Annotated in this window: 17 protein-coding genes; 7 read left to right on the top strand and 10 right to left on the bottom strand. The window is 37.0% G+C overall.

Translation table 11 applies throughout. The annotated features are described in order from the left end of the window. Nucleotides 1-19: 19 nt before the first annotated feature. Together kbl and ACJJVU_RS01630 are read right to left on the bottom strand one after the other, a co-directional pair. Nucleotides 20-1,213, bottom strand: a complete 1,194-nt coding sequence (kbl, locus tag ACJJVU_RS01635) for a glycine C-acetyltransferase (protein ID WP_405221583.1) — start codon at nucleotides 1,211-1,213, stop codon at nucleotides 20-22. A 23-nt stretch (nucleotides 1,214-1,236) separates the two neighbouring features. Then, the gene (locus ACJJVU_RS01630) at nucleotides 1,237-4,377 is read right to left on the bottom strand and encodes a UvrD-helicase domain-containing protein (protein ID WP_405221580.1); all 3,141 of its coding nucleotides are present in this window, start codon (nucleotides 4,375-4,377) and stop codon (nucleotides 1,237-1,239) included. Nucleotides 4,378-4,643: 266 nt separating this feature from the next. On the opposite strand from ACJJVU_RS01630, the gene ACJJVU_RS01625 reads away from it, so the two are divergent. Further along, nucleotides 4,644-5,252 (top strand): superoxide dismutase, encoded by a 609-nt coding sequence (locus tag ACJJVU_RS01625; RefSeq protein ID WP_405221577.1) that lies wholly within the window; start codon nucleotides 4,644-4,646, stop codon nucleotides 5,250-5,252. A gap of 524 nt (nucleotides 5,253-5,776) precedes the next feature. Here ACJJVU_RS01625 and ACJJVU_RS01620 read toward each other — a convergent pair. The 5 genes from ACJJVU_RS01620 to ACJJVU_RS01600 form a co-directional block, all read right to left on the bottom strand. Then, nucleotides 5,777-7,675 (bottom strand): amidophosphoribosyltransferase, encoded by a 1,899-nt coding sequence (locus ACJJVU_RS01620; protein ID WP_405221574.1) that lies wholly within the window; start codon nucleotides 7,673-7,675, stop codon nucleotides 5,777-5,779. 42 nt (nucleotides 7,676-7,717) lie between these two features. Further along, a complete protein-coding gene (locus ACJJVU_RS01615) occupies nucleotides 7,718-8,650 on the bottom strand; it encodes a PfkB family carbohydrate kinase (RefSeq protein ID WP_405221571.1) in 933 nt (310 codons plus the stop codon). Between the two features lie 208 nt (nucleotides 8,651-8,858). After that, complete coding sequence (locus ACJJVU_RS01610; RefSeq protein WP_405221568.1) at nucleotides 8,859-9,494, bottom strand: viroplasmin family protein; 636 nt, start codon at nucleotides 9,492-9,494, stop codon at nucleotides 8,859-8,861. Nucleotides 9,495-9,654: 160 nt separating this feature from the next. Continuing rightward, nucleotides 9,655-10,050 carry a hypothetical protein gene (locus tag ACJJVU_RS01605; RefSeq protein WP_298323278.1) on the bottom strand — a complete coding sequence of 132 codons (396 nt, stop codon included), beginning with the start codon at nucleotides 10,048-10,050 and terminating at the stop codon, nucleotides 9,655-9,657. Beyond that, a complete protein-coding gene (locus ACJJVU_RS01600; protein ID WP_405221564.1) occupies nucleotides 10,047-10,640 on the bottom strand; it encodes a phosphoribosylglycinamide formyltransferase in 594 nt (197 codons plus the stop codon). The genes ACJJVU_RS01605 and ACJJVU_RS01600 overlap by 4 nt, the downstream gene beginning before the upstream one ends. A gap of 177 nt (nucleotides 10,641-10,817) precedes the next feature. Between ACJJVU_RS01600 and ACJJVU_RS01595 the strand changes: the two genes are divergently transcribed. The 6 genes from ACJJVU_RS01595 (at nucleotide 10,818) to pyk (ending at nucleotide 16,796) form a co-directional block, all read left to right on the top strand. Next, nucleotides 10,818-11,051: an acyl carrier protein gene (locus ACJJVU_RS01595; RefSeq protein WP_013750595.1), complete on the top strand. Its 234-nt coding sequence runs from the start codon at nucleotides 10,818-10,820 to the stop codon at nucleotides 11,049-11,051. Nucleotides 11,052-11,061: 10 nt separating this feature from the next. Continuing rightward, entirely contained in the window at nucleotides 11,062-12,315 is a 1,254-nt protein-coding gene (gene fabF / locus ACJJVU_RS01590; RefSeq protein ID WP_108877517.1) for a beta-ketoacyl-ACP synthase II, read from the top strand. A 6-nt stretch (nucleotides 12,316-12,321) separates the two neighbouring features. Next, nucleotides 12,322-13,059, top strand: a complete 738-nt coding sequence (gene rnc, locus ACJJVU_RS01585) for a ribonuclease III (protein WP_405221561.1) — start codon at nucleotides 12,322-12,324, stop codon at nucleotides 13,057-13,059. 93 nt (nucleotides 13,060-13,152) lie between these two features. Further along, a complete protein-coding gene (locus ACJJVU_RS01580) occupies nucleotides 13,153-14,787 on the top strand; it encodes a sensor histidine kinase (RefSeq protein ID WP_405221558.1) in 1,635 nt (544 codons plus the stop codon). Between the two features lie 105 nt (nucleotides 14,788-14,892). Further along, nucleotides 14,893-15,369: an IPExxxVDY family protein gene (locus tag ACJJVU_RS01575; RefSeq protein WP_013750591.1), complete on the top strand. Its 477-nt coding sequence runs from the start codon at nucleotides 14,893-14,895 to the stop codon at nucleotides 15,367-15,369. Beyond that, nucleotides 15,369-16,796 (top strand): pyruvate kinase, encoded by a 1,428-nt coding sequence (gene pyk / locus ACJJVU_RS01570; RefSeq protein ID WP_298323267.1) that lies wholly within the window; start codon nucleotides 15,369-15,371, stop codon nucleotides 16,794-16,796. The genes ACJJVU_RS01575 and pyk overlap by 1 nt, the downstream gene beginning before the upstream one ends. 62 nt (nucleotides 16,797-16,858) lie before the next feature. On the opposite strand, the gene ACJJVU_RS01565 is transcribed toward pyk, so the two are convergent. The 3 genes from ACJJVU_RS01565 to uvrC form a co-directional block, all read right to left on the bottom strand. Further along, a complete protein-coding gene (locus ACJJVU_RS01565; RefSeq protein WP_405221553.1) occupies nucleotides 16,859-17,629 on the bottom strand; it encodes a hypothetical protein in 771 nt (256 codons plus the stop codon). A 132-nt stretch (nucleotides 17,630-17,761) separates the two neighbouring features. Next, nucleotides 17,762-19,993, bottom strand: a complete 2,232-nt coding sequence (locus tag ACJJVU_RS01560) for a patatin-like phospholipase family protein (protein ID WP_405221550.1) — start codon at nucleotides 19,991-19,993, stop codon at nucleotides 17,762-17,764. Then, nucleotides 19,990-21,786, bottom strand: a complete 1,797-nt coding sequence (gene uvrC, locus ACJJVU_RS01555) for an excinuclease ABC subunit UvrC (RefSeq protein WP_405227418.1) — start codon at nucleotides 21,784-21,786, stop codon at nucleotides 19,990-19,992. The genes ACJJVU_RS01560 and uvrC overlap by 4 nt, the downstream gene beginning before the upstream one ends. Nucleotides 21,787-21,851 lie beyond the last annotated feature (65 nt).

Below are 21,851 nucleotides of genomic sequence, written 5' to 3'. Positions count from 1 at the left end.
TACAAGGGCTGAGGCGACATTAAACCACCTTTAATGCTTTACCAACCTTAGTAAATGCGTTGATAGCCGTATCTAAATGTTCTATGGTATGAGCAGCACTTAATTGCACTCTGATTCTAGCTTTTCCCTTAGGAACAACAGGGAAGAAAAACCCTATTACATAAATTCCCTCTTCTAATAATGCATCAGCCATGTTTTGAGAAAGCTGCGCGTCATAAAGCATAACGGGTACAATAGCAGATTCACCATCTATTATATCAAAACCAGCATCTTTCATTCCTTTTTTGAAATATGCAGTATTGTGAGCAAGCTTATCTCTGAGCGAGGTGTCTTTTTCTAGCATGTCAAAGACCTTGATAGAAGCACCTACAATTGCCGGGGCAAGAGAGTTTGAAAATAAATAAGGACGACTACGCTGGCGCAGTATCTCTATAACTTCTTTCTTTGCTGTAGTATATCCACCCATGGCACCTCCCAGTGCTTTTCCTAATGTTCCAGTGATAATATCTACTCTCCCTAACACACCCTTTTCTTCAAGAGTACCTATACCGCGATCGCCTATAAATCCAGTTGCGTGACATTCATCTATCATTACTAGTGCATCATACTTATCAGCTAGATCACAAATCTGGTCTAATGGTGCAACAAGTCCGTCCATGGAGAATACACCATCTGTTACAATGATTTTATGACGAGCACCATTTTCATTTGCTTTTTTAAGTTGCTCTTCTAGATCTGCCATATCATTATTTGCATAGCGATATCTTGCGGCTTTACACAATCTAACACCATCTATAATAGATGCATGGTTTAGAGAGTCAGATATTATAGCATCTTCTGCGCCTAATAGTGGCTCAAAAACTCCACCATTTGCATCAAATGCTGCAGCGTATAAAATGGTATCTTCTGTACCATAAAACTTAGCAATACGATGTTCTAGTTCTTTGTGAATATCTTGAGTACCGCAAATAAAGCGCACAGAACTCATACCAAAACCATGCGTATCCATAGTGTCTTTGGCTGCTTGTATTACCTCTGGATGTGAAGAAAGTCCTAAGTAATTATTTGCACAAAAGTTAATCACCTTTTCTCCTGTAGAAATAGTAATCACAGCATCTTGCGCAGATGTAATGATGCGTTCTTTCTTATATAGTCCTGCCTCTTTAATTTCAGCAAGTTCCTTTTGTAAATATTGTTGAATATTACCGTACATGTGTTTGATTTTTTACAAAGGTATTAAACAGTTATCACATCTACAGTGGCGTCTATATATACTAGAAATTTATTAGCTACTTTAAAACCCATTTCTTCATAAAGTGCTCCATACATAGCGATTTGTTTACTGTGTGATGGATTATGCATTCCTGTTTTATAATCTATAATGGTGGTATCACCATTAGGTAATACAACAACTCTATCAGGTATGTAAAATGAGCCGTCACTAGATAAAATCATTCGCTCGTTGTAAACCGTATTTTGATCTTGGTAATAATCGGTTAGTTGCTTATTGCTAGTAATGTTGTGAAGAACATTATTAATGGTTTCATATCCTTCCTCTGGGATAATACCTTGCTTTACGGCATCTTCTAGTACATGCTGGACGTCTGTATAACTATTAATCTGAGCCATTAGCTCATGGATGAGATTACCATAGGTAATAGCATTTTGTTTTTGTTCATCCCATAAAAAAGTGGCCTGAGTGATGATCTGAATGCCCAATTCTTCTTTTGAGGTAGAGATGATGGAAGGAACAAATGAGGTGTAATCTGTTTTGTTGTCTTTTATTTTTGCAGGTGTCTCACGTCCAAAAGTATAGGTGCGCTGATCTTCATTCCATAGATTATTTGTTTTAAGATAATCTATAAACAAATCGCTGTAGGTATTTATTTTTTCTTTGCTTTCGCGAAAGCGTGACAACACATATAATCGTTCTGCGGCTCTTGTGAGTGCAACGTACAAGACATTAATAGTGTCAAATTGCTGTTCATTATTTCTCGTTTCATATAGCGTTGTGCCAGCTTCACCGAAATCTTTAAGAGCACTATTATGGGGAACCATCAACGTTTTAAATCCTCCAAATGCTGGGTCGTCTATAGGATACCATTGATGTTCTCCTCGCACTCTATATAAATCTGAACTTGCATAAGGGTAGATGACAATAGGAAACTCTAATCCTTTAGATTTATGAATGGTCATGGTCTGTACAGCGCTATCCTGCTCTGGAGCAACAATACTCGACTTCTCTTTCTTTTCCTCCCAAAATTCTAAAAATCCAAGTATCCCGCCAGTTTTACTTTGTGAATAACTATAAGCTAGATCTAGGTAAGCAACCACATATGCATCAGAGATTGCTGTGAGATTAAAGGATCTAATGATTGACTCTAAATATTCATAAAGCGGTAGCGTTTGCATGTAGTCAATGTGAACAAATACATCAAATTGCTGTAAATGCTCAATAAACTCTAAAAATGTACACGAGGTATTGCTACTATAAAATGTGTGTGTGTCTTCCACATTATAATAAGTAGCCAAAAAGTAGAGTACAGGCAGTCTATTTTCTATTTGACTAGGGTAGGAGAGCATTGTTGCAAATGCATGAATAAACTGTACTGTGCTAGAGTTTGAGATAAGCAAGCTCTCAGAAGACACTACTTCTACATTTGCCTCTTGAAGGGCAGTTGCTATTAATGAGCCATCTATATTATTTCTCGTAAGTATACAAATGTCACTATGCAAGTAGCCTTGGCTAGTAGCTTCATTTATAATTTCAATAATGCGCGCAGGATATATCTCATTCGCTTCTTCTTTATTATCATACTCTAAAAACTCAAGAGAGACAAAGCCCTTTGTGTTACTATTAGTTTGTTGTGAGTTGTCTTTATAATAAATTTCTCGATATAGTTCGTTATCAAAGTGAGTTGCGAGATGTGTAAAAAACTGATTATTAAAGTTTATAATTTCGGCGCTACTTCTGTAGTTAGTCTCTAGACGGTCTATGGTTGCTGGAATAGAAAAGGGGTTTGTTTGATTACTCAACGCTATAAATTGCTCTGCTTCTCCTCCTCTCCATCTATAGATTGCTTGTTTAGGATCTCCTACGAGTAATAATGAATTTGCCACAGTATCTTCTGCCTGGCTACTTATAGTGTTGTCTATAAGCGGGGTTAAATTGTCCCATTGCATTACCGAAGTATCTTGAAACTCATCTATAAAGTAGTTTGTATACCGCTCGCCTAGTCTTTCATATAAAAAAGCGGCTGGTTGATCTTTGAGCGACTGAGCAATAAGTGCATTAAAATCTGAGATGAGTAACACATTTTCATCTTCCTTTATAAGTTCCAGCTCTTTCTTGATTAAGTGCAATACAGAGAGTGGAATAATCTTAGATCTAAAAGATTGTAACATACTTTGCTGAGAAGCAAGTTCCTTAAGCTTTAGGAAGGTGGCTATAAAATGATCTCTATGCCCATCAATAGTAGCTTTGATATGGTCTTTTTGAGTCTTTGTATAAAAGGTGTAAGACGTAATATTATCTTTATATGCCGATCCTGTATACGCAAGCCCTTGTACACCATTTGCAACTTGGAGCATGAATTTATAAAAATATCCACTCGCAAAACTTTTTTGATTTAACCCTAGTTCGTGTATCAATGCTATGAGATCTTCTCCTAGCTGTTTTTGTGCGGAGGAAAGTGACGTAATCTGCGTATGCAAATAGCTGGTTAATGTATCAAAATCTGCAAGAGACTTATCCTTAATGAGCTCTAGCGCTTTGAGGTCGTTTTCATTATGCAGTAAGTTTGCTATTTCTAGCAAATCACGGGCAATGTCCCAGCTCTTATCATCATCTGCTTTTTCTAAAGCAAAATTTATTAGGACTTTAGTAATCTCATCATCTATGCCCACCTTTGCTATAAGGGCATCTACTGCCTGGGCATTGAGTGTTTTTTGATCTAACGAAACCTCAAAACTGCCAGAGATATTTAGATCTTTTGCAAAAGTGCGTATGATTCTATGGGTAAGAGTATCTATCGTTACAATGTCAAAGGCAGCATAGTTATGTAGTATGCGATTGAGTATTTCTTTAGCCTTTTTTATTACAGCATCCTCAGGCAACCCACTAGATGAAACTAGGTCGTCTAGCATGTCTGGTTTTTTAGTGCCAGGCTCATAATGACCTAAGTTTTTGAGCGTGTCTAGCACACGATTTTTCATTTCTGCAACCGCCTTATTTGTAAAAGTAATAGCAAGAAGATGTCTAAACTTATTGGCATCATTACTCTTGAGAAGAGTAGTAATATATTGCTTTACTAGACTGTATGTTTTTCCAGATCCCGCAGAAGCATTAAGTACGATAAACGTATTTGTTTCGGTCATAGTACTAAGATAGCAAAAGCGACTTAAAAGGGATAGTATTGTCATTATCTTAGTAATATTTAATTCACAGTAAGAGACTAATAGAAAATATAGCAGACGTGGTAAGTTTATTACCTAGTGACTGTTTCACAGTTGAAAGAAATGTTTTTTTTGCTTTCGCGAAAGCAAAACCTAACTTTTATAAGAAATCTATAACATAAAGAGTAGCTTACTTTATGTAACTTTGTTAAAATTTGAAAAGAAGTTTAACCAAAAACGAAAAAGAAATGTCATTTACGTTACCAGAATTACCATACGCTAAAGATGCACTAGAGCCTAATATTGATGCTAAAACAATGGAGATACACCACGGTAAGCATCATGCGGGTTATACTTCAAAGCTTAATGCTGCTATTGAAGGAACTGACCTTAACGGAAAAACAATAGAAAATATACTTATCAACCTAGATATGTCTAACACCGCTGTGCGTAACAACGGTGGAGGTTTTTACAACCACAGACTTTTTTGGGAAATAATGTCACCAGACGGCGGAGGCGAACCTACGGGAGAACTTGCCGAGGCAATAAATGCTGCTTACGGAAACTTTGAATCTTTTAAAGATAAATTCTCATCTGCAGCTGGAGGACAGTTTGGTTCAGGATGGGCTTGGCTTTGTGTACACGAAGGTGGAAAAGTTGAGGTATGCTCAACTCCTAATCAAGATAACCCACTAATGCCTAAAGTAGGGTGTGGAGGTTTTCCTATCTTAGGACTTGATGTATGGGAGCATGCATATTACTTAAATTATCAAAACAGACGTCCAGATTATGTAAACGCATTTTTTAATGTGATTAACTGGGAAAAAGTGTCTGCACTATATGCTCAGAACAAATAAGAAACAACTCTTATTTTAATTCTTAAAGCCCACTTTTATAGTGGGCTTTTTTATGCAGTCAGTTTGTAGGTAAATTCCTTCTTTAATTTCTTGCGTAAATTCTATTTCAACTTTTTTACTTACATAAAACGGCAGGTTTAGAATAAAAATATAGACTGATATGGTTTTATTTTAAAGGTGGTTTTGAATCCTATATTTGGCAATGATAGCTCATTATCAATTAGATATGTTTAGTTGGCTAAAAAGAGTAATTTTTCAATCAAAACTTAATTACTTTAAAGATTGTATTTGAAGCTTAATGATGAGGTCTTAAAACTTTAAAAATTGGGCATAAAAAAAGGTGGAAAGATCCACCTTTTTTTGCCCCAAATCTACCATGAACTTAACCTACTTATGCTATGGCAATGCTAATATAAGAGGGTTTTAGTCAGTAGCAGTATGTTTTAGACCAAAGGCATAAATTTTAGACGAAATACACAAATAATTTTTAAATTGTGATATCTTTAAGACCAAATGCATATTTTTTAGTAGGCTCTCTCTTTATTTCCTTCTACATAATTAATGAATGCTTTGTTTACAACGCGGTTACCTCCAGCTGTAGGATAGTCTCCAGTAAAGTACCAATCTCCAAGATTATCAGGACACGCTTTATGCAAGTTTTCTACCGTTTGATAGATGATATCTACTTCTGTTTTTACTGAGCTATCCGTAAGTAATTCTGCAATCTTTTTAGAAACTTCTCTCTGTTCAAAAGGAGCATATATATCCTTAACGTGATTCTTTACTTCTTTGTCATCTAGATCTACTTGAGCCTTACATTTTTCATATACTTCTTGTATAAGATCTTCTTTGCCATTTTCTTTGAGTAAAGCAATCGCGGCTCTAAAAGCTATAAAATCTTCTAGTCGCGCCATGTCAATACCGTAGCAATCTGGGTATCGTATTTGAGGAGCACTGGACACAACAATAATTTTGGCAGGGTTTAAGCGTGCCATCATTTTGATAATACTCTTCTTAAGCGTTGTACCGCGCACAATGCTATCGTCTATAATTACGAGTTTGTCTTCTGGCTTAATAACACCGTAGGTAACGTCATAAACGTGCGCTACTAGGTCGTCACGACTACTATCTTCTGTAATAAACGTACGAAGCTTAGCATCTTTTATGGCAATCTTTTCTGTGCGTAAACGCTGTGAGAGAATCTCTGTTAGTTCACTTTCATTTAGATTTCCCTTGGCAGCAAGAATCTTTTGTCCTTTTTGCTTATTTAGTTCGTCTTGTGCAGCCTCTACAAGACCGTAAAAAGAGGTCTCGGCGGTATTAGGAATAAAGGAGAACACAGAGTTCTTGGTGTCGTGATTAATGCTTTCAAGTACACGAGGCATTAATAAACGTCCAAGCATTTTGCGCTCCTTATAGATTTCTGCATCAGAACCTCTAGAGAAGTAAATGCGCTCAAAAGAACATGCCTTACGTTCTAATGGCTCTATAATTTGCTGTATGGTAAGTGTGCCATTCTTTTTAATGATTACGGCAGCCCCTGGATCTAATTCCTTTACTTCATCAAAAGGCACGTTAAACGCTGTTTGAATCACAGGGCGCTCACTAGCTACGACAGCTACTTCATCGTTTTCAAAATAATATGCAGGTCTTATTCCCGCAGGATCTCTTAAAACAAAAGCATCACCATGACCTAAAAGTCCAGCCATTGCATAACCACCATCCCAATCTTTTGAAGCCCTTCTAAGTATTTTACCTACTTTAAGCCTTTCTGCTATTTGAGGAGAGGCTTGTTGTTTATTAAATCCTTCCTTTTTTAATTTCTTATAAAGTTTTCCAACTTCATCATCCAGAAAATGGCCTATTTTTTCCATTACTGTAATGGTATCTGCCTGCTCTTTTGGGTGCTGTCCTAAAGAAACCAACTTATCAAAAAGCTGATTTACATTAGTCATATTAAAGTTACCTGCAACGATGAGGTTACGGTGCATCCAGTTATTTTGACGCAAAAATGGGTGTACACTCTCAACGCTGTTTTTTCCAAAGGTTCCATAACGTACGTGACCTAGTAACAATTCTCCTATGTAAGGAACATTACTCTTCTGCCAGGCTACATCATCCTTCTTATCAGGATTTGCAGTCATAAGCTCGTTTATACGACCATTAATCTCTGCAAAAATATCTTGTATAGGCTGTTGTGCTGTAGATCGCTGTCTAGATATATAGCGTTGTCCTGGAGCGACATCTAGTTTTATACTAGCAAAACCTGCACCATCTTGACCACGATTGTGCTGCTTTTCCATCATTAAGTACATCTTGTTTACCCCGTAAAAAGCAGTACCGTATTTCTCTTTGTAAAATTCAAGTGGTTTTTTTAGTCTTATAACTGCAATACCACATTCATGCTTGATAGCGTCACTCATAGCTTGTAAAAACAAAAGCGCTCCAAAAATGGAGCGCAGGGTTTAGTTGTTTATGTTTATGTCAAATTGCACAAGTTTTTTAAACTGATGCAGTCTCTCTTTTATTTCTTCTGGCGTCACAGATTGTAAACGCTCTGTTCCAAATTTTTCTACCGTAAAGGAGGCAAGGCAAGAGCCATAAATAAGAGCCGTCTTCATAGTTTCAAAAGAGGTGTCTCCTGCTTGAGCTATATAGCCAGCAAATCCTCCAGCAAAGGTGTCTCCAGCTCCCGTAGGATCAAAAACATCTGCAAGTGGTAATGCAGGGGCAAAAAACATATTTTCTCCCTCAAAAATAAGAGCTCCATGTTCTCCTTTCTTTATAACTACATACTTAGGTCCCATCTCGTGGATTTTCTTTGCAGCAGTTACAAGTGAGTACTCTCCACTTAACTGGCGAGCTTCCTCATCATTTATAGTGATAACATCTACTTTTTTGAGCGTAGTCTTAAGCTCATCAAGTGCGATATCCATCCAGAAATTCATCGTGTCTAGTATTACAAGCTTAGGCTTTACTTCCATTTGCTCAATAACACTAAGCTGTACTTGTGGTTGTAAGTTACCTAGCATTACAATAGGTGCTTCCTTATGTGATGCAGGAACCTTAGGAGAAAAATCTGCTAGTACATTAAGTTCTGTAGCTAGTGTATCTCTAGAGTTCATATCATTGTGATACTTACCACTCCAGAAAAATGTTTTACCACCTTTTACTACTTCTATTCCGTCTGTGTTAATTCCTCTCTCTGCAAGAAAATCAAGATATTCTTGAGGGAAGTCATCACCTACAACGGCAACAATGGCTGGATCAACATTATCAAACTGTGCCGCAGCAAGTCCTATATAAGGAGAAGCTCCTCCAATAATTTTATCTGTTTTTCCAAAAGGTGTCTCTATTGCATCAAATGCACAAGAACCAACAATAACCAATTTACTCATCTATAATTTTTGTGCAAATATACGGTTTTGAATGTTTGACAACTCAACTTTAAGGAGACCGCTTTCGCGAAAAAATGTAATTTCAACTACGTAAATAAATTAGCAATAAAACTTTTTATAGTATCCCAGTTTTTGATGACAAGCATTGTAAGGAAAGCCGAAATTGCTATTGTGTAAATTCTCTTTTTTTCTCTTTTCATACTGACACTTATTTCCTCCCAAAATCTGCTGGAATTTCTCCCCAGGCCTTGGTTTCCCACTTCACAATCGTAGTAATGTAGGTATTTGTTTTAAGCCATTGCTCTGCGCGCGCGATTAGTTCAAATACATCTTTGTTTTTTGGGCTTTGCTTGAGGTTGGTCTTGCAATGTTTCTTTTTTACCCAGCCTATTGCTATGCGGGAGTCACTATATATAAGACGGTCACTACCTATCTTTTTTAAATAAGCTAGACCATGCACAAGTGCGAGAAACTCTCCTATATTGTTAGTTCCTTGCTTAAAAGGCCCTTGGTGAAAGAGTTGTTTTACCGTTTGAGTATCTACCCCGCGATATTCCATGATGCCTGGATTACCAGAACTTGCGGCATCTACAGCAATAGAGTAGAGGTTGGGGAAGCCATATTTGGCTTTTTCTTCGGCGGTGAGTACTTTTTTCTTTTTTGAGGAGCCTTTAAAGTCGTTATAGTTTCCATTATATGCGTTTTTTGCTTTGGCAAAGGTTTCAAAACTCTTGTATTTTGCGCCGGCATAACCATCTATCATCTTCTTGCATTCCTTCCAAGACTCATAGATTCCAGGTTTTTTACCTTCCCAGACTACATAGAATTTTTTTGTTTTTGCCATAGTTTAATATCATTCCTGCGAAGGCGGGAAATTCATCCCGAAAGCGTTGTGTAGAATCAAAAGTAAACGAAATTGATGATTTGCTTTGAAATTGAAGATACTAATCCGTCTATCTAGGTCCTCGGATACCAATATAAAATCAAGGGTAAAAGTAAAATAGTTAGACGATTTTGGTTTTTTTGAGAAAATATCGTGCGGAAAGATTATAGAGAATAGGCAGAACCCAAATAATAAGATCCAAATTACGACTCCAAAATTTAGAATTTGCAAACGATTTTTGGTGTAAAACGTAAAGCAAAATAATAATCCAAAGAGCGGCAGGTATTAAAAATGCATACTGAGGTCGCTTGTCGTTGGTATAGAAAAAATTAAATGCATTGAGAAAAGCATTTAGTAATGTAAATAAGAATGCATATACTAGGGACATCAGCCCAATCCTTGCCCCAGAATACGTATCCACATCTACTAATAAAGTACGCGTATTAGTGATTACAACTACTGCGATAAAACTAAATGCAAGTTGATAAACATAAAGCTTGGCTACTTTATTCTTCATTTCAAAAATTCCGCAATCACCTCTGGAAAATGAGCGTGTTCTAGTTGGTGTATTTTTTCGGCAATTGCTTCTGGAGTGTCTTCTTGGCTTACTTCGACCTTGGCTTGAAATAAGAAATCTCCTTTGTCATATTCTGGCGTTACTTTATGTATGGTGATGCCTGTATATACTTTTTGAGAAGGATTTTTGTTGTGTTGCGCTTTCGCGAAAGCGTAAACAGCCTCATGCACATTCATGCCGTACATCCCTTTTCCTCCAAAATCTGGGAGCAATGCTGGATGTATATTTATGACCTTTTCTGGAAACGCCGAAATTATTTTTTCTGGAAATAGCCATAAAAAACCTGCCAAAATGATGACATCTGGTTGTGTAGCTTTAAGAAGATGGAGTACATCATCACCTTTATAGAAAGCTTTTCTGTTAAAACTAAACGCAGCAACATCAAGGGCTGAGGCCCTTTGTAGTACTTTGGCACGCGGATTGTTACTAAGAACTTGCACGACTTGTGCATCCGTACGATCCTGGAAAAACTCTATAATACGCTGGGCATTTGTACCGTTACCCGAGGCAAAAATCACAATTCGTTTCATTTTTCTTGTTGCTGTTGTGGGTGCGAAATAAAGAAATATTAGTAACTATTTGAAGGTTATGGAAAGGAACTTATTTTATATTTCCGTAAATTACCTTCACATTTTTGAGTTGCAAACTTGTTTAACGGTAAAGTTTGTTATTTTTGCGACTTAAATAAAAATTTAAATTAGAAAATTATGTCAGACATTGCATCAAGAGTAAAAGCGATTATCGTAGACAAATTAGGAGTAGACGAAAACGAAGTTGTAACGGAAGCGAGCTTCACAAACGACCTAGGCGCTGATTCACTAGACACAGTGGAACTCATTATGGAGTTTGAAAAAGAATTTGATATCCAAATTCCAGACGATCAAGCAGAAAATATTGCGACAGTAGGTCAAGCAGTATCTTATATAGAAGAGGCAAAATAAGTCTTTATTTATGGAGTTAAAGCGAGTAGTAGTTACCGGACTTGGTGCACTTACCCCGATAGGAAATAATATTCAGGAATACTGGGAAGGACTTTCTACAGGGAAAAGCGGGTGCGCGCCCATCACCTATTTTGATGCAGAAAAGTTTAAAACGAAGTTTGCTTGTGAACTTAAAAACTTTGACGCTCTCGACTTCTTTGATAGGAAAGAAGCTCGAAAGCTCGATAGATTTGCTCAGTATGCACTGGTAGCCTCAGATGAAGCTATCAGTGATGCGGGCATTGATCTTGACTCTGTTGATAAATTTAGGGTTGGGGTTATTTGGGGAGCCGGTATAGGTGGTCTGGAGACATTCCAGAATGAAGTCCTCAACTTTGGTGCTGGAGATGGCACCCCTAGATTTAACCCTTTCTTTATACCTAAGATGATTGCAGATATTGCTCCCGGTAATATCTCTATCAAGCATGGCTTTATGGGACCTAACTATACGACGGTTTCTGCTTGTGCTTCTTCTGCAAATGCAATGATAGATGCCTTTAACTATTTACGTTTAGGGCAATGTGATATTATTGTTACAGGAGGATCTGAGGCTGCGGTAACGCAGGCTGGTATGGGTGGTTTTAATGCAATGCATGCGTTGTCAACTAGAAATGATGATTTTGAAACGGCTTCAAGACCCTTTGACGCAACTAGAGATGGTTTTGTATTAGGAGAAGGTAGTGGTGCATTAATCTTAGAAGAGTATGAACACGCTAAGGCACGTGGTGCCAAAATTTATGCTGAGGTTCTAGGTGGCGGTATGTCTAGTGATGCTTATCACATGACGGCACCTCATCCAGACGGTATAGGTGTAGAGCGAGTAATGCTTAACTGTTTACGTGACGCAGGTCTAACACCTGAAGATGTAGATCATATTAATACACACGGTACATCTACTCCACTAGGTGATGTAGCAGAGCTTAAGGCTATCAAAAAAGTATTTGGTGATCATGCAAAAGAAATAAATATTAATTCTACTAAGTCTATGACTGGACACCTTCTAGGTGCTGCTGGGGCTATAGAGTCTATTGCTGCTATCCTTGCGATGCAACATAGTCTTGTTCCTCCTACAATCAATCATACTACAGTAGATGAGAATATAGATCCCTCTTTTAATTTAACGCTTAATAAAGCACAAAAGAGAGAAGTAAACGTAGCAATGAGTAACACTTTCGGTTTTGGAGGTCACAATGCTTGCGTATTATTTAAAAAACTTGACGCTTAGATTATAATGAGCGCATTTAAAAAAATATTTAACTCTCGTGCTGAAAAGGACGGGAGTTTTTTTATGCGAATGCATGCCATCATAGGCTTTAAACCGAAAGAGATAAAGTACTATGAGAAAGCTTTTACCCATCGTTCTCTAGGTCTTAAAAAGGAGGATGGAAACCCTCTTAATTATGAGCGATTAGAGTTTTTAGGAGACGCAATGCTCGGGTCAGTTATCGCAGCACATCTCTTTAATGCTGTACAAGGTGGTAATGAAGGATATTTAACTAAAATGAGATCTAAGGTTGTAAGCCGCAAGCACCTCAATGAGCTAGGCAGAGACCTCAATCTTGTGAGATATGTGAGAGCAAGTATACCCCTAGATAACTTTGGGGTTAATATTCACGGTAATCTTTTTGAAGCTTTAGTAGGCGCTATATACCTTGATCGAGGTTATAAATATTGCGAGAAGTTTATAGCTAAACGTGTTATAGAGCCCTATGTAGATATAGAGAAGCTTGAGGGCCGTATCATTAGTTACAAGAGTGTATTAATAGAATGGTGCCAGAAGGAAAAGCGCACATTTAAATTTGAAACTTTTGAAGATACTGGTCAAGACACTGTAAAGCATTTTGGAGTAAAACTTTTTATAGATGGTAAGGTTGTTGCAAAAGCTCGTGCTACAAGTAAGAAAAAGGCAGAAGAAATAGCCTCCAAACGCACCTTCTATGCTTTTCAACGAGAAATTGAAACTCAATAACGTAAGTTTATTAATTGATTTTACTACATTAGCTTTTTAATCATCTTTTTCCCCTAGAAGATTAAAGATTAGAGTCTTAGGGCTCCACCCCTTATGTTAGTAAAATTTCCAAAGAGATACTATCTCGTTTTTGCATTCCTTGCACTCATAACGGCAATTGCTGTTTATTGGGGTACATCTCGCATAATACAACAAGAGGAAGCTGCTCGTACACTTAACTTAGAAAGAGCAAATAGAGAAGCTGCAAAGGAATTTCAAGAAGCTCTTAATAATTATGCAACTCTAATTTCTGGAGTAAAAAGCTATATTGAAATATCTAATGGGAGCTTTACTGAGAACGATATATCTTCCTTTATAGAACGGCAGCTAGGTGGACTTATCATGGAACGTCCCTTTAGTGTTTCATATATTGATACGAGCCATATTTTTATTTTTGACTTTACCATGCAGCCTGTACCTAATGCACAATTAGTAGGTACTTCTATAGGTAAAATTATAGGTAAGGAAGGAATGTCAAGAATGGACTCTTTAATGCGTAAGAGTGATTTTTATGCCTCAGACCCCACAAATTTATTAGAAGGTAGAGTAGGGCTTCCATTAGGATTTGGTGTTTTGGACAGCCTTGGTAATTCTATGGGTTATATAACTAGTATTGCAGAGTTTGCCCCTATTTTAGATAAAGCATATGTTCATACTAATAAAGATGATTTTGTCTTTAAGTTTAAGAGTAGTAACGGTAATTACTTTGATCGTAGTAGAGCCCATAATGGACAAAAAATATATTCTGTAAATGAGGATCCAGAGTTTTTTAAAAACTTTGATGTCAAAGAAGAAACCTATATCTCTAGTGTAGTCCCTTTTTACAATAAGGAATTTATGTTAAGCACCGCCTATAAGAAGTCTCATGAAGGTTTCTTAGCGCTAGGCGTTACATCATGTTTGTGGTATCTCGCCATATTAGGATTTATGTTCTTTTTGATAAGTCAGTATTATTTGTATGAGCGTAAGAACAAAATTATTGCCTCACAAAAAGTCCGATTGTCAGAGTTAGTAGCTACTAAAAATAAGTTTTTTTCAATTTTAGCAAACGATCTTAGAGGTCCTCTATCATCCGTAATAAACTTTTTAGATGTGTTAAAAGTAGAACACGCAAATAACAATCAAACCACCACTATAATAAACTCTCTTGAAGACTCTAGCCGAAATAGTATTTCATTACTTGACAACCTTCTGAAATGGTCAAAACTTCAAACAGATCAAGTTGAATTTACTCCTGTTGCATTAGATATCATGTCTATTACAAAAGATCAAATTAAAATACAAAATCATGCTCTTCAAAATAAAGGGCTCAATATACGTCTAGAGTCAAGCTTTAAAGGTGAAGTAGTAGGAGATAAAAATATGGTGGCGACCATAATTAGAAATGTACTATCTAATGCAATTAAGTTTTCACACGATAATGATATCATAGTTATTGAGCTTACAAGGCTAGATAATAAGTTTGTTTTTAGTATTGAAGATAACGGAATAGGGATTCCAGAACATGACAAGCAACGTCTCTTTGACTTAACTGAAATCACAAGTCGGGTGGGTACTAGAAACGAGAAAGGTTCAGGTTTAGGACTAGTTTTAAGTAATGAGTATCTCAATGCTCATAAAGGAGAATTACATATAGAAAGTGAAGATGGTAAAGGAACTCTCGTTACATTCACATTGCCTTTAGATTAAATATTTTACAATTTCTAGCGAAAACGTTTACGTAACTTTAATACCTCTCACGTATTCCTTCGGATGCTTCTTTGTATCTTTCTAACTTGCTTAAACGTTATGGGAATGTATAAAATTCTTTTGGAAGACTCCATTGGTTATGACTTTACGCTCATAGCTATACATGGTTCATTAGAGCCTTATTACTTGGCATACTTACTTAATAAGAATCTTGGATTAAGACTATCTCGTTCTCGTGAAGACCTCATTATTGGCAATCGAGAAGAAGAGGCAAGCTATCCCTTTTTTGAATTTAATGATGAGCATCAGTACGTAGATTACTATGTATTATCAAATAAGACAAAGATAGAAGTAGAAGCTAAGGCTGTTGTAGGTCTTTTTGAATCAGAGAAAACACTTAAGACTACCTACTTTATTCCTGAGATGCCACAAGTAGATTATTTTATAAAAGTGGTTGAGGATGGTAACGCTTTCGCGAAAGCTAAAGCACTAAAAATTCTCAATCAAATATCACATATTGTTACCGCTTATGAAGTAGACGTAAGCTCGTTAAAAAATAAAGAACACTTAATTTTTGAATAATGCAGAAAAGAAAAAAAACCAAGATAGTTGCAACGCTAGGGCCAGCAACTAGTAAGCGACAAGTATTGCTAGACATGATGAATGCAGGAGTAGATGTATTCCGCATTAACTTTTCACATGCAGACTATGAGGATGTTAAGGAGCGCGTAGCTATGATTCGTGAGCTAAGCGAAGAGACTGGATACAACACGTCAATACTAGCAGATTTACAAGGGCCAAAACTTCGTATAGGAAAAATGAAGGAAGAGGTAGTTGTAAATCCTGGAGATAAAATTACCTTCTCAACAGAAAGCGAATTTGAAGGAACAAAGGATCGTGTTTATATGAATTATAAGCAGTTTCCTCGTGACGTAAAAGCAGGTGAGCGCATTTTACTAGATGATGGTAAATTGATGTTTCAAGTTGATAAAACAGATGGTAAAACAGAAGTTGAGGCTACAGTAATTCAAGGAGGACCGTTACGTTCTAAAAAAGGGGTAAACTTACCTAATACAGACATATCACTTCCAGCACTTACTAAAAAAGATGTAAAAGATGCAATTTTCGCTTTAGGACTTAAGGTGGACTGGATGGCACTTTCTTTTGTAAGACATGCAGAAGACTTGCAGCAATTACAAGAGTTGATTAAGAAACACTCTGATCATAAAGTACCAATTATTGCCAAAATTGAAAAGCCAGAGGCTGTAGCAAATATTGATAAGATTGTCGCTTATTGTGATGCTTTAATGGTGGCGCGTGGAGATCTAGGTGTAGAAATTCCAGCACATGAGGTGCCGTTAGTGCAAAAGCAATTAGTATTGCGCGCAAAAAAAGCAAGAATACCAGTAATCATTGCTACACAGATGATGGAAACAATGATTTCTAGCCTTACGCCTACACGTGCTGAGGTAAATGACGTTGCAAACTCCGTAATGGACGGAGCAGATGCAGTAATGCTTTCTGGAGAAACTTCTGTAGGTCAATATCCGGTACAGGTGATTGAAAAGATGGCTTCTATATGTCGTAATGTAGAAGATTCAGATCTTATTAAAGTTCCGCAGGCACCACCACACATTAAGACTAAACGTTACATTACTAAGGCAATATGTTATCACGCGGCTCACATGGCAGATGAGATAGATGCAAAAGCAATTACTACTTTAACAAATAGTGGTTACACAGCTTTTCAAATCTCTGCATGGAGACCGTCATCTCATATTCTTGTATTTACATCAAACAAGCGCATACTTACACAGCTTAATCTATTATGGGGTGTAAAAGCATTGTTTTATGACAAATTTGTAAGTACAGATGAGACGGTAGAAGATATAAGACAAATGGCTTTAAATACAGAATTAGTAGATAAAGGAGATATGCTTATCAACCTAGTAGCAATGCCATTACTAGATAAAGGAATGGTTAATACACTTCGAGTTTCTGAGGCGTAATTATCTGTATAGTGCATAAAAAAAGGGTAGCCAGCGGCTACCCTTTTTTTTGTTAATGAGATTTACAGAGATATTTCTTCCTCTATGATTACAAAGGCATTATCAGATTTTTTAATCACGACAGTGCGTTTATAATCTCTTAGCGCATAGGAGTAAGTAACATTTGCTATATCACCCTTAGGAGTAATATTGATAGTAAGTTGATCAGTTTGTGTACGATCTCTTTTATCTCCATTTATGATAGTCACTGGTTCTTTTCTATTTGATAGTTCAGGATTTATCCCTTTAGGAAGATTAAAGAGACGCTGAGAAATTCGGTATGCTTCATTCCAGTTTTTTGCAGGAAGCTCTAGCGTTGTAGTCATTCCATAATCCTCGCCCTTTTTATTAGCTTTCTTAATTACTTTAATAGGGTGTTCTGGAGTGCTTATGCGGTTTGTGTATGCTTCTAGACCTTCATTTGGTTGCGGTGGAGCAAGCGACGTTAAATAGCCATTAAAAGCAAAGCCTGTTGCACCTTGATAGTTCACTTCTATCATCTCACCAGTAATTCCATCTACGGTCATTTCTGTGTACTCAGGATTACTCAATAGAGATACTTGTGCACCATATGGGAGTGTGAGAATTTTTTTTGAGGTGAGATTTGTTCCAGATCTTAGTGATAAACCAGAGGAGGAATTCACATAAAAGTGAGTTGGAGTCGCGAGGATTTTTGGAGTTGCGATGGCAAGGGTTTCTTGAGTAGCATGTTCATTCTTATTTTCTGTTGAAGAATCACAGCTTAAAAAGATAGTGAAGCAGGTTACGGAGAGGATGATGGTGTTGATTTTCATGATGAATGAGTTTTTAGATTAAACATTTATCAATAGAAACCACGATATGTGCCAAATATTAAATGGAAAAGGTTAAAAAAACGATAAAATCGCAACAACGTGCGGTCTATTTAATTATTGCTTGAGAATTGTTTAAAATTCGTAACCTAGACTTATAAACCACTCACTACGTTTAACTTCTGGGCTATAGGTATATTTAAGTCGCAAAGGACCAAGTAACGTTTCAGAGCCATAACCTAGAGAATAACCAGAAAATGTAGCTGGTGGCAACCAGTTATCTGGATTGTCAAAAATATCATAACCTACATTTGCAAAGTTTGCCGAGAGGTTGAGGTGATTTTTTGGAAAAATCTCAAAGTCAACCTCAAAAAGTGCTTTTACATAGCCATCTCCAGCAATACTGAGGTAATCATACCCTAAAAATGGAACAATGTTATTTACTTTCTTTGCACCATAACCTCCTAAGAAAAAGTCGAGAGAATTATTATCTGCTCCACCTACTTTAAAGCCTCCTGCCGCCTCAACAGTAGCGGTAAATACACTACCTATACTACCAGCATATTTAATACGTGCATTTGCAACCCCAAACTCTGTAAAATCATTATTGTAATCTGATGAGGCTAGAAATAAATCAAAGTCTGCATCAAAAAGAACTCCTGAGTTAGGAAAGTACTTATTATCTAGAGAGTCATATTTTAATTGAGAGTATAATCCTCCTAGGTTACTTCGTTCAAAAATAACAGCTGTTTCTTCCTCATTAGTGGACACAACAGTTTCTGTTTCTATATCTAAAAACTTATGCTGTATACCTATGTCAAATGTAAATTGTTTCGCTAGTAGCGTTTGTATATAAATTCTGTTTGTTAAGTCTTGATAATTAAGGCTCACTCTGTTAATGCCATCTAGAGATATGTCGCGTAAATCTTCAATAAGACGAGCGCTTACGCCTTGTTCAAAAGAGGTATAAGAAGAGTTTACTCCCACACTCCAGTAAAAACCTTTATCAATGTAGTAATCAAAATCGTATCTAATATTGTCTCCTAGAATAAAGTCTAAAGAAGCAATATCATTTTTAAAAAGCACACCTTTTTTTGTAAAATTAATAAGTGCAGCAGTGCGAAAAAGGTCATCATAATGTAATGCTAGGCGCAATGATTGCGTGCTACTAGACTCTTTTAACTCAACATGGAGTACAAACTCATCATTTACCTTCTGAAGTCTATGTCCTATTCTATTAAAGTTTTCGGTGGCTGTGAGGTTATTGATGCCATTATAAAAATCATCATAAGATACCGTTACAGGAGGGGTAAGCTTTAATTTTCCGAGAATGTAGGCTCTCGTATATTGCTCATTTCCTGTGATACTCACGGCGGCAATCTGTAATGAATCTTGTGGAGTGGGTTTTATACGCTTTCGCGAAAGCGGTTTTTGCCTCATTGCAACTTGTTTAAGTGCATCATACTGTTCCATTGCCTTAGTGCGACCTGTGCCCATAATGACTTTGCCATCATTGAAAGAAACCACAGAATAGGCATCAATAGAAGGTCGTATGTAAATATCTGTTTGTGTGCGTTTTTCCTCCATCGCCTTGGCGGTGCGATAGTTATTGATTTGCAATAATACCTCAGATGCAGATTTGAGATTGGACCTACCGCGCAGTGTATCTTGTACATCCACACCAATAATAATGTCCATCCCTTTTGCTCGCAGTTCTTCTACAGGATAGTTATTTGTAACACCTCCATCTATAAGGAGTTTTCCGTTTATGAGTACTGGACTAAATAATGAAGGTAATGCACCACTAGCGCCAAGCGCTTCAGGGAGATAACCTTTGTCTAAGATGACTTGCTCTCCTTTTTCTACATCTGTAGCGATGCAGAAAAAAGGAATAGGGAGTTTGCTAAAATCATTGATGTTCGAAATGTGATCGAGATTTTTAGCCAGTAAATTATAGGTATTTTGACCTTTACTTAAAGAACTAGGTAGGGATAACTTGAGATGATCAAACGGTAGAGAGATTACATATCGCTCTGCATCATCACGCTCGTAGGAGGTCTTTGCCTTACGGGGTAAATTATCTTGAATAATATTATTAAAATTTACAGAGGTAAAAATAGAATCTATCTCTGCGGCATTATATCCAGAGGCATATAGTCCTCCTACAATAGCGCCCATACTTGTACCTGCAATATAATCTATGCGCACACCAGCTTCCTCTATAACCTTAAGAACCCCTATGTGCGCAAAGCCTTTTGCGCCACCACCACTAAGTACAAGACCTACTTTTACATCCTCTTTTTGCACTTCTTGCGCAAATGCAGAGAAGCTTAATATAAAGGCTGTAATCAGTATGAAGTACTTCATTCTTTAATGTGGTAGTGATTATATATGATAGCTGCTTTTGATGGTCCTATTACCTCTGTGAGACTCTTTTTACTTGCCACTTTTACTTTTGAAACAGAGCGGTAATGTTTTAATAAATCTACAATTGTTTTTTCACCTATACCACGTATTGTGTCTAGTTCTGTTCCTAGGGCTGCATTACTACGTTGATTACGGTGAAAGGTAATACCAAAGCGGTGTGCCTCATTACGTAACTGCTGTATGATTTTAAGGGTCTCACTCTTTTTGTCGAGATATAATGGAATACTATCACCAGGATAAAATAATTCTTCTAGTCGTTTTGCAATCCCTATGATTGCTATTTTGCCACGCAAGCCTAGATCATCGAGTGCCTTTACACCACTGGACAATTGCCCTTTACCACCATCTACAATTATGAGCTGAGGTAATGGTTGATCTTCGGCTAGGAGTCGTTTATAGCGTCTATAAACTACTTCTTCCATACTCGCAAAATCATCTGGACCTTCAACTGTTTTGATATTAAATTTACGATAATCACCTTTACTAGCCTTTCCATTCTTAAAAACGACGCAGGCGGCTACAGGGTTTGAACCTTGAATGTTTGAGTTATCAAAGCATTCTATATGCCTAGGCTCCTCACTTAGTCGTAAATCTACCTTCATTTGTGCCATGATACGGTTAGTATGGCGGTCTGGATCTACAATTTTAGTTTGTTTAAAACGCTCCATCCTGTAATACTTAGCATTACGTTCAGAGAGTTCTAGTATGCGCTTTTTGTCACCCAGTTTAGGCACCGTGATTTTGTATTGATTACCTAGCTCCACGTCAAAGGGAACATAAATTTCCTTGGAGTTATGGTCAAAACGTTGCTGTATCTCAATAATACCTAGCTCTAGTAATTCTTTATCGGTTTCGTCTAGTTGCTTTTTGAGTTCTAGGGTATGTGATTTAATAATAGCGCCGTGCGATATCTGTAAGAAGTTTACATACCCATAACCCTCGTCACTTATAATAGAGAACACATCTACATCGCTTATCTTAGGATTTACAACCGTACTTTTAGATTGATACCCCTCGAGTATGTCAAGTTTTTCTTTAATGCGTTGCGCATCTTCAAACTCCATGGCAGCAGCGTGCTCCTTCATTTTTTCGCGAAAGCGAGCTAGAGAGTCTTTAAAATCTCCTTTTACAATCTGCCGTATATGCTCTATGTGCTCGTGATATTCTTTTTCTGATTGCTTGTCTTCACAAGGGCCTTCACAGTTACCTAAATGATATTCAAGGCATACTTTATACTTTCCAGCATCTATCTTATCTTTAGAAAGATCGTAATTACAGGTGCGTAGCTTATAAAGGCTTTTAATTAAGTCTAGAAGCGTGCGCACTGTTTTCATGCTGGTGTATGGACCATAATACTCGCTACCATCTTTTATGAGCCTGCGAGTAGGGAAAATCCTAGGGAAGCGTTCATTTTTTATACAAATCCACGGGTAGCTTTTATCGTCCTTAAGTAAGACGTTGTAGCGTGGCTGATATTCTTTTATAAGACTGTTCTCGAGAAGAAGCGCATCTGTCTCGGTCTCGACCACGATATGCTTCATCTCGTGAATCTTTTTAACCATCGTCCTAATACGACCGTTATCTAGGGTTTTATTAAAATAGGAAAGTACTCGTTTTTTTAAGTTCTTTGCTTTTCCTACGTAAAGCAGTTTTCCGTTTTTATCGTAGTATTGATATATTCCCGGACTTGTAGGAAGTGTTTTGAGTTGAAGTTCTATTGGAGCAGCAGGCATACTCAAAGATAATATATGAGGCCGATTACGCTTTCGCGAAAGCATAAAAAATCGCATTAAAATCT

The organism is Dokdonia sp. Asnod1-B02 (assembly GCF_045063955.1).
GTDB lineage: Bacteria > Bacteroidota > Bacteroidia > Flavobacteriales > Flavobacteriaceae > Dokdonia.
This window is presented reverse-complemented; position numbering and strand designations above follow the sequence as displayed.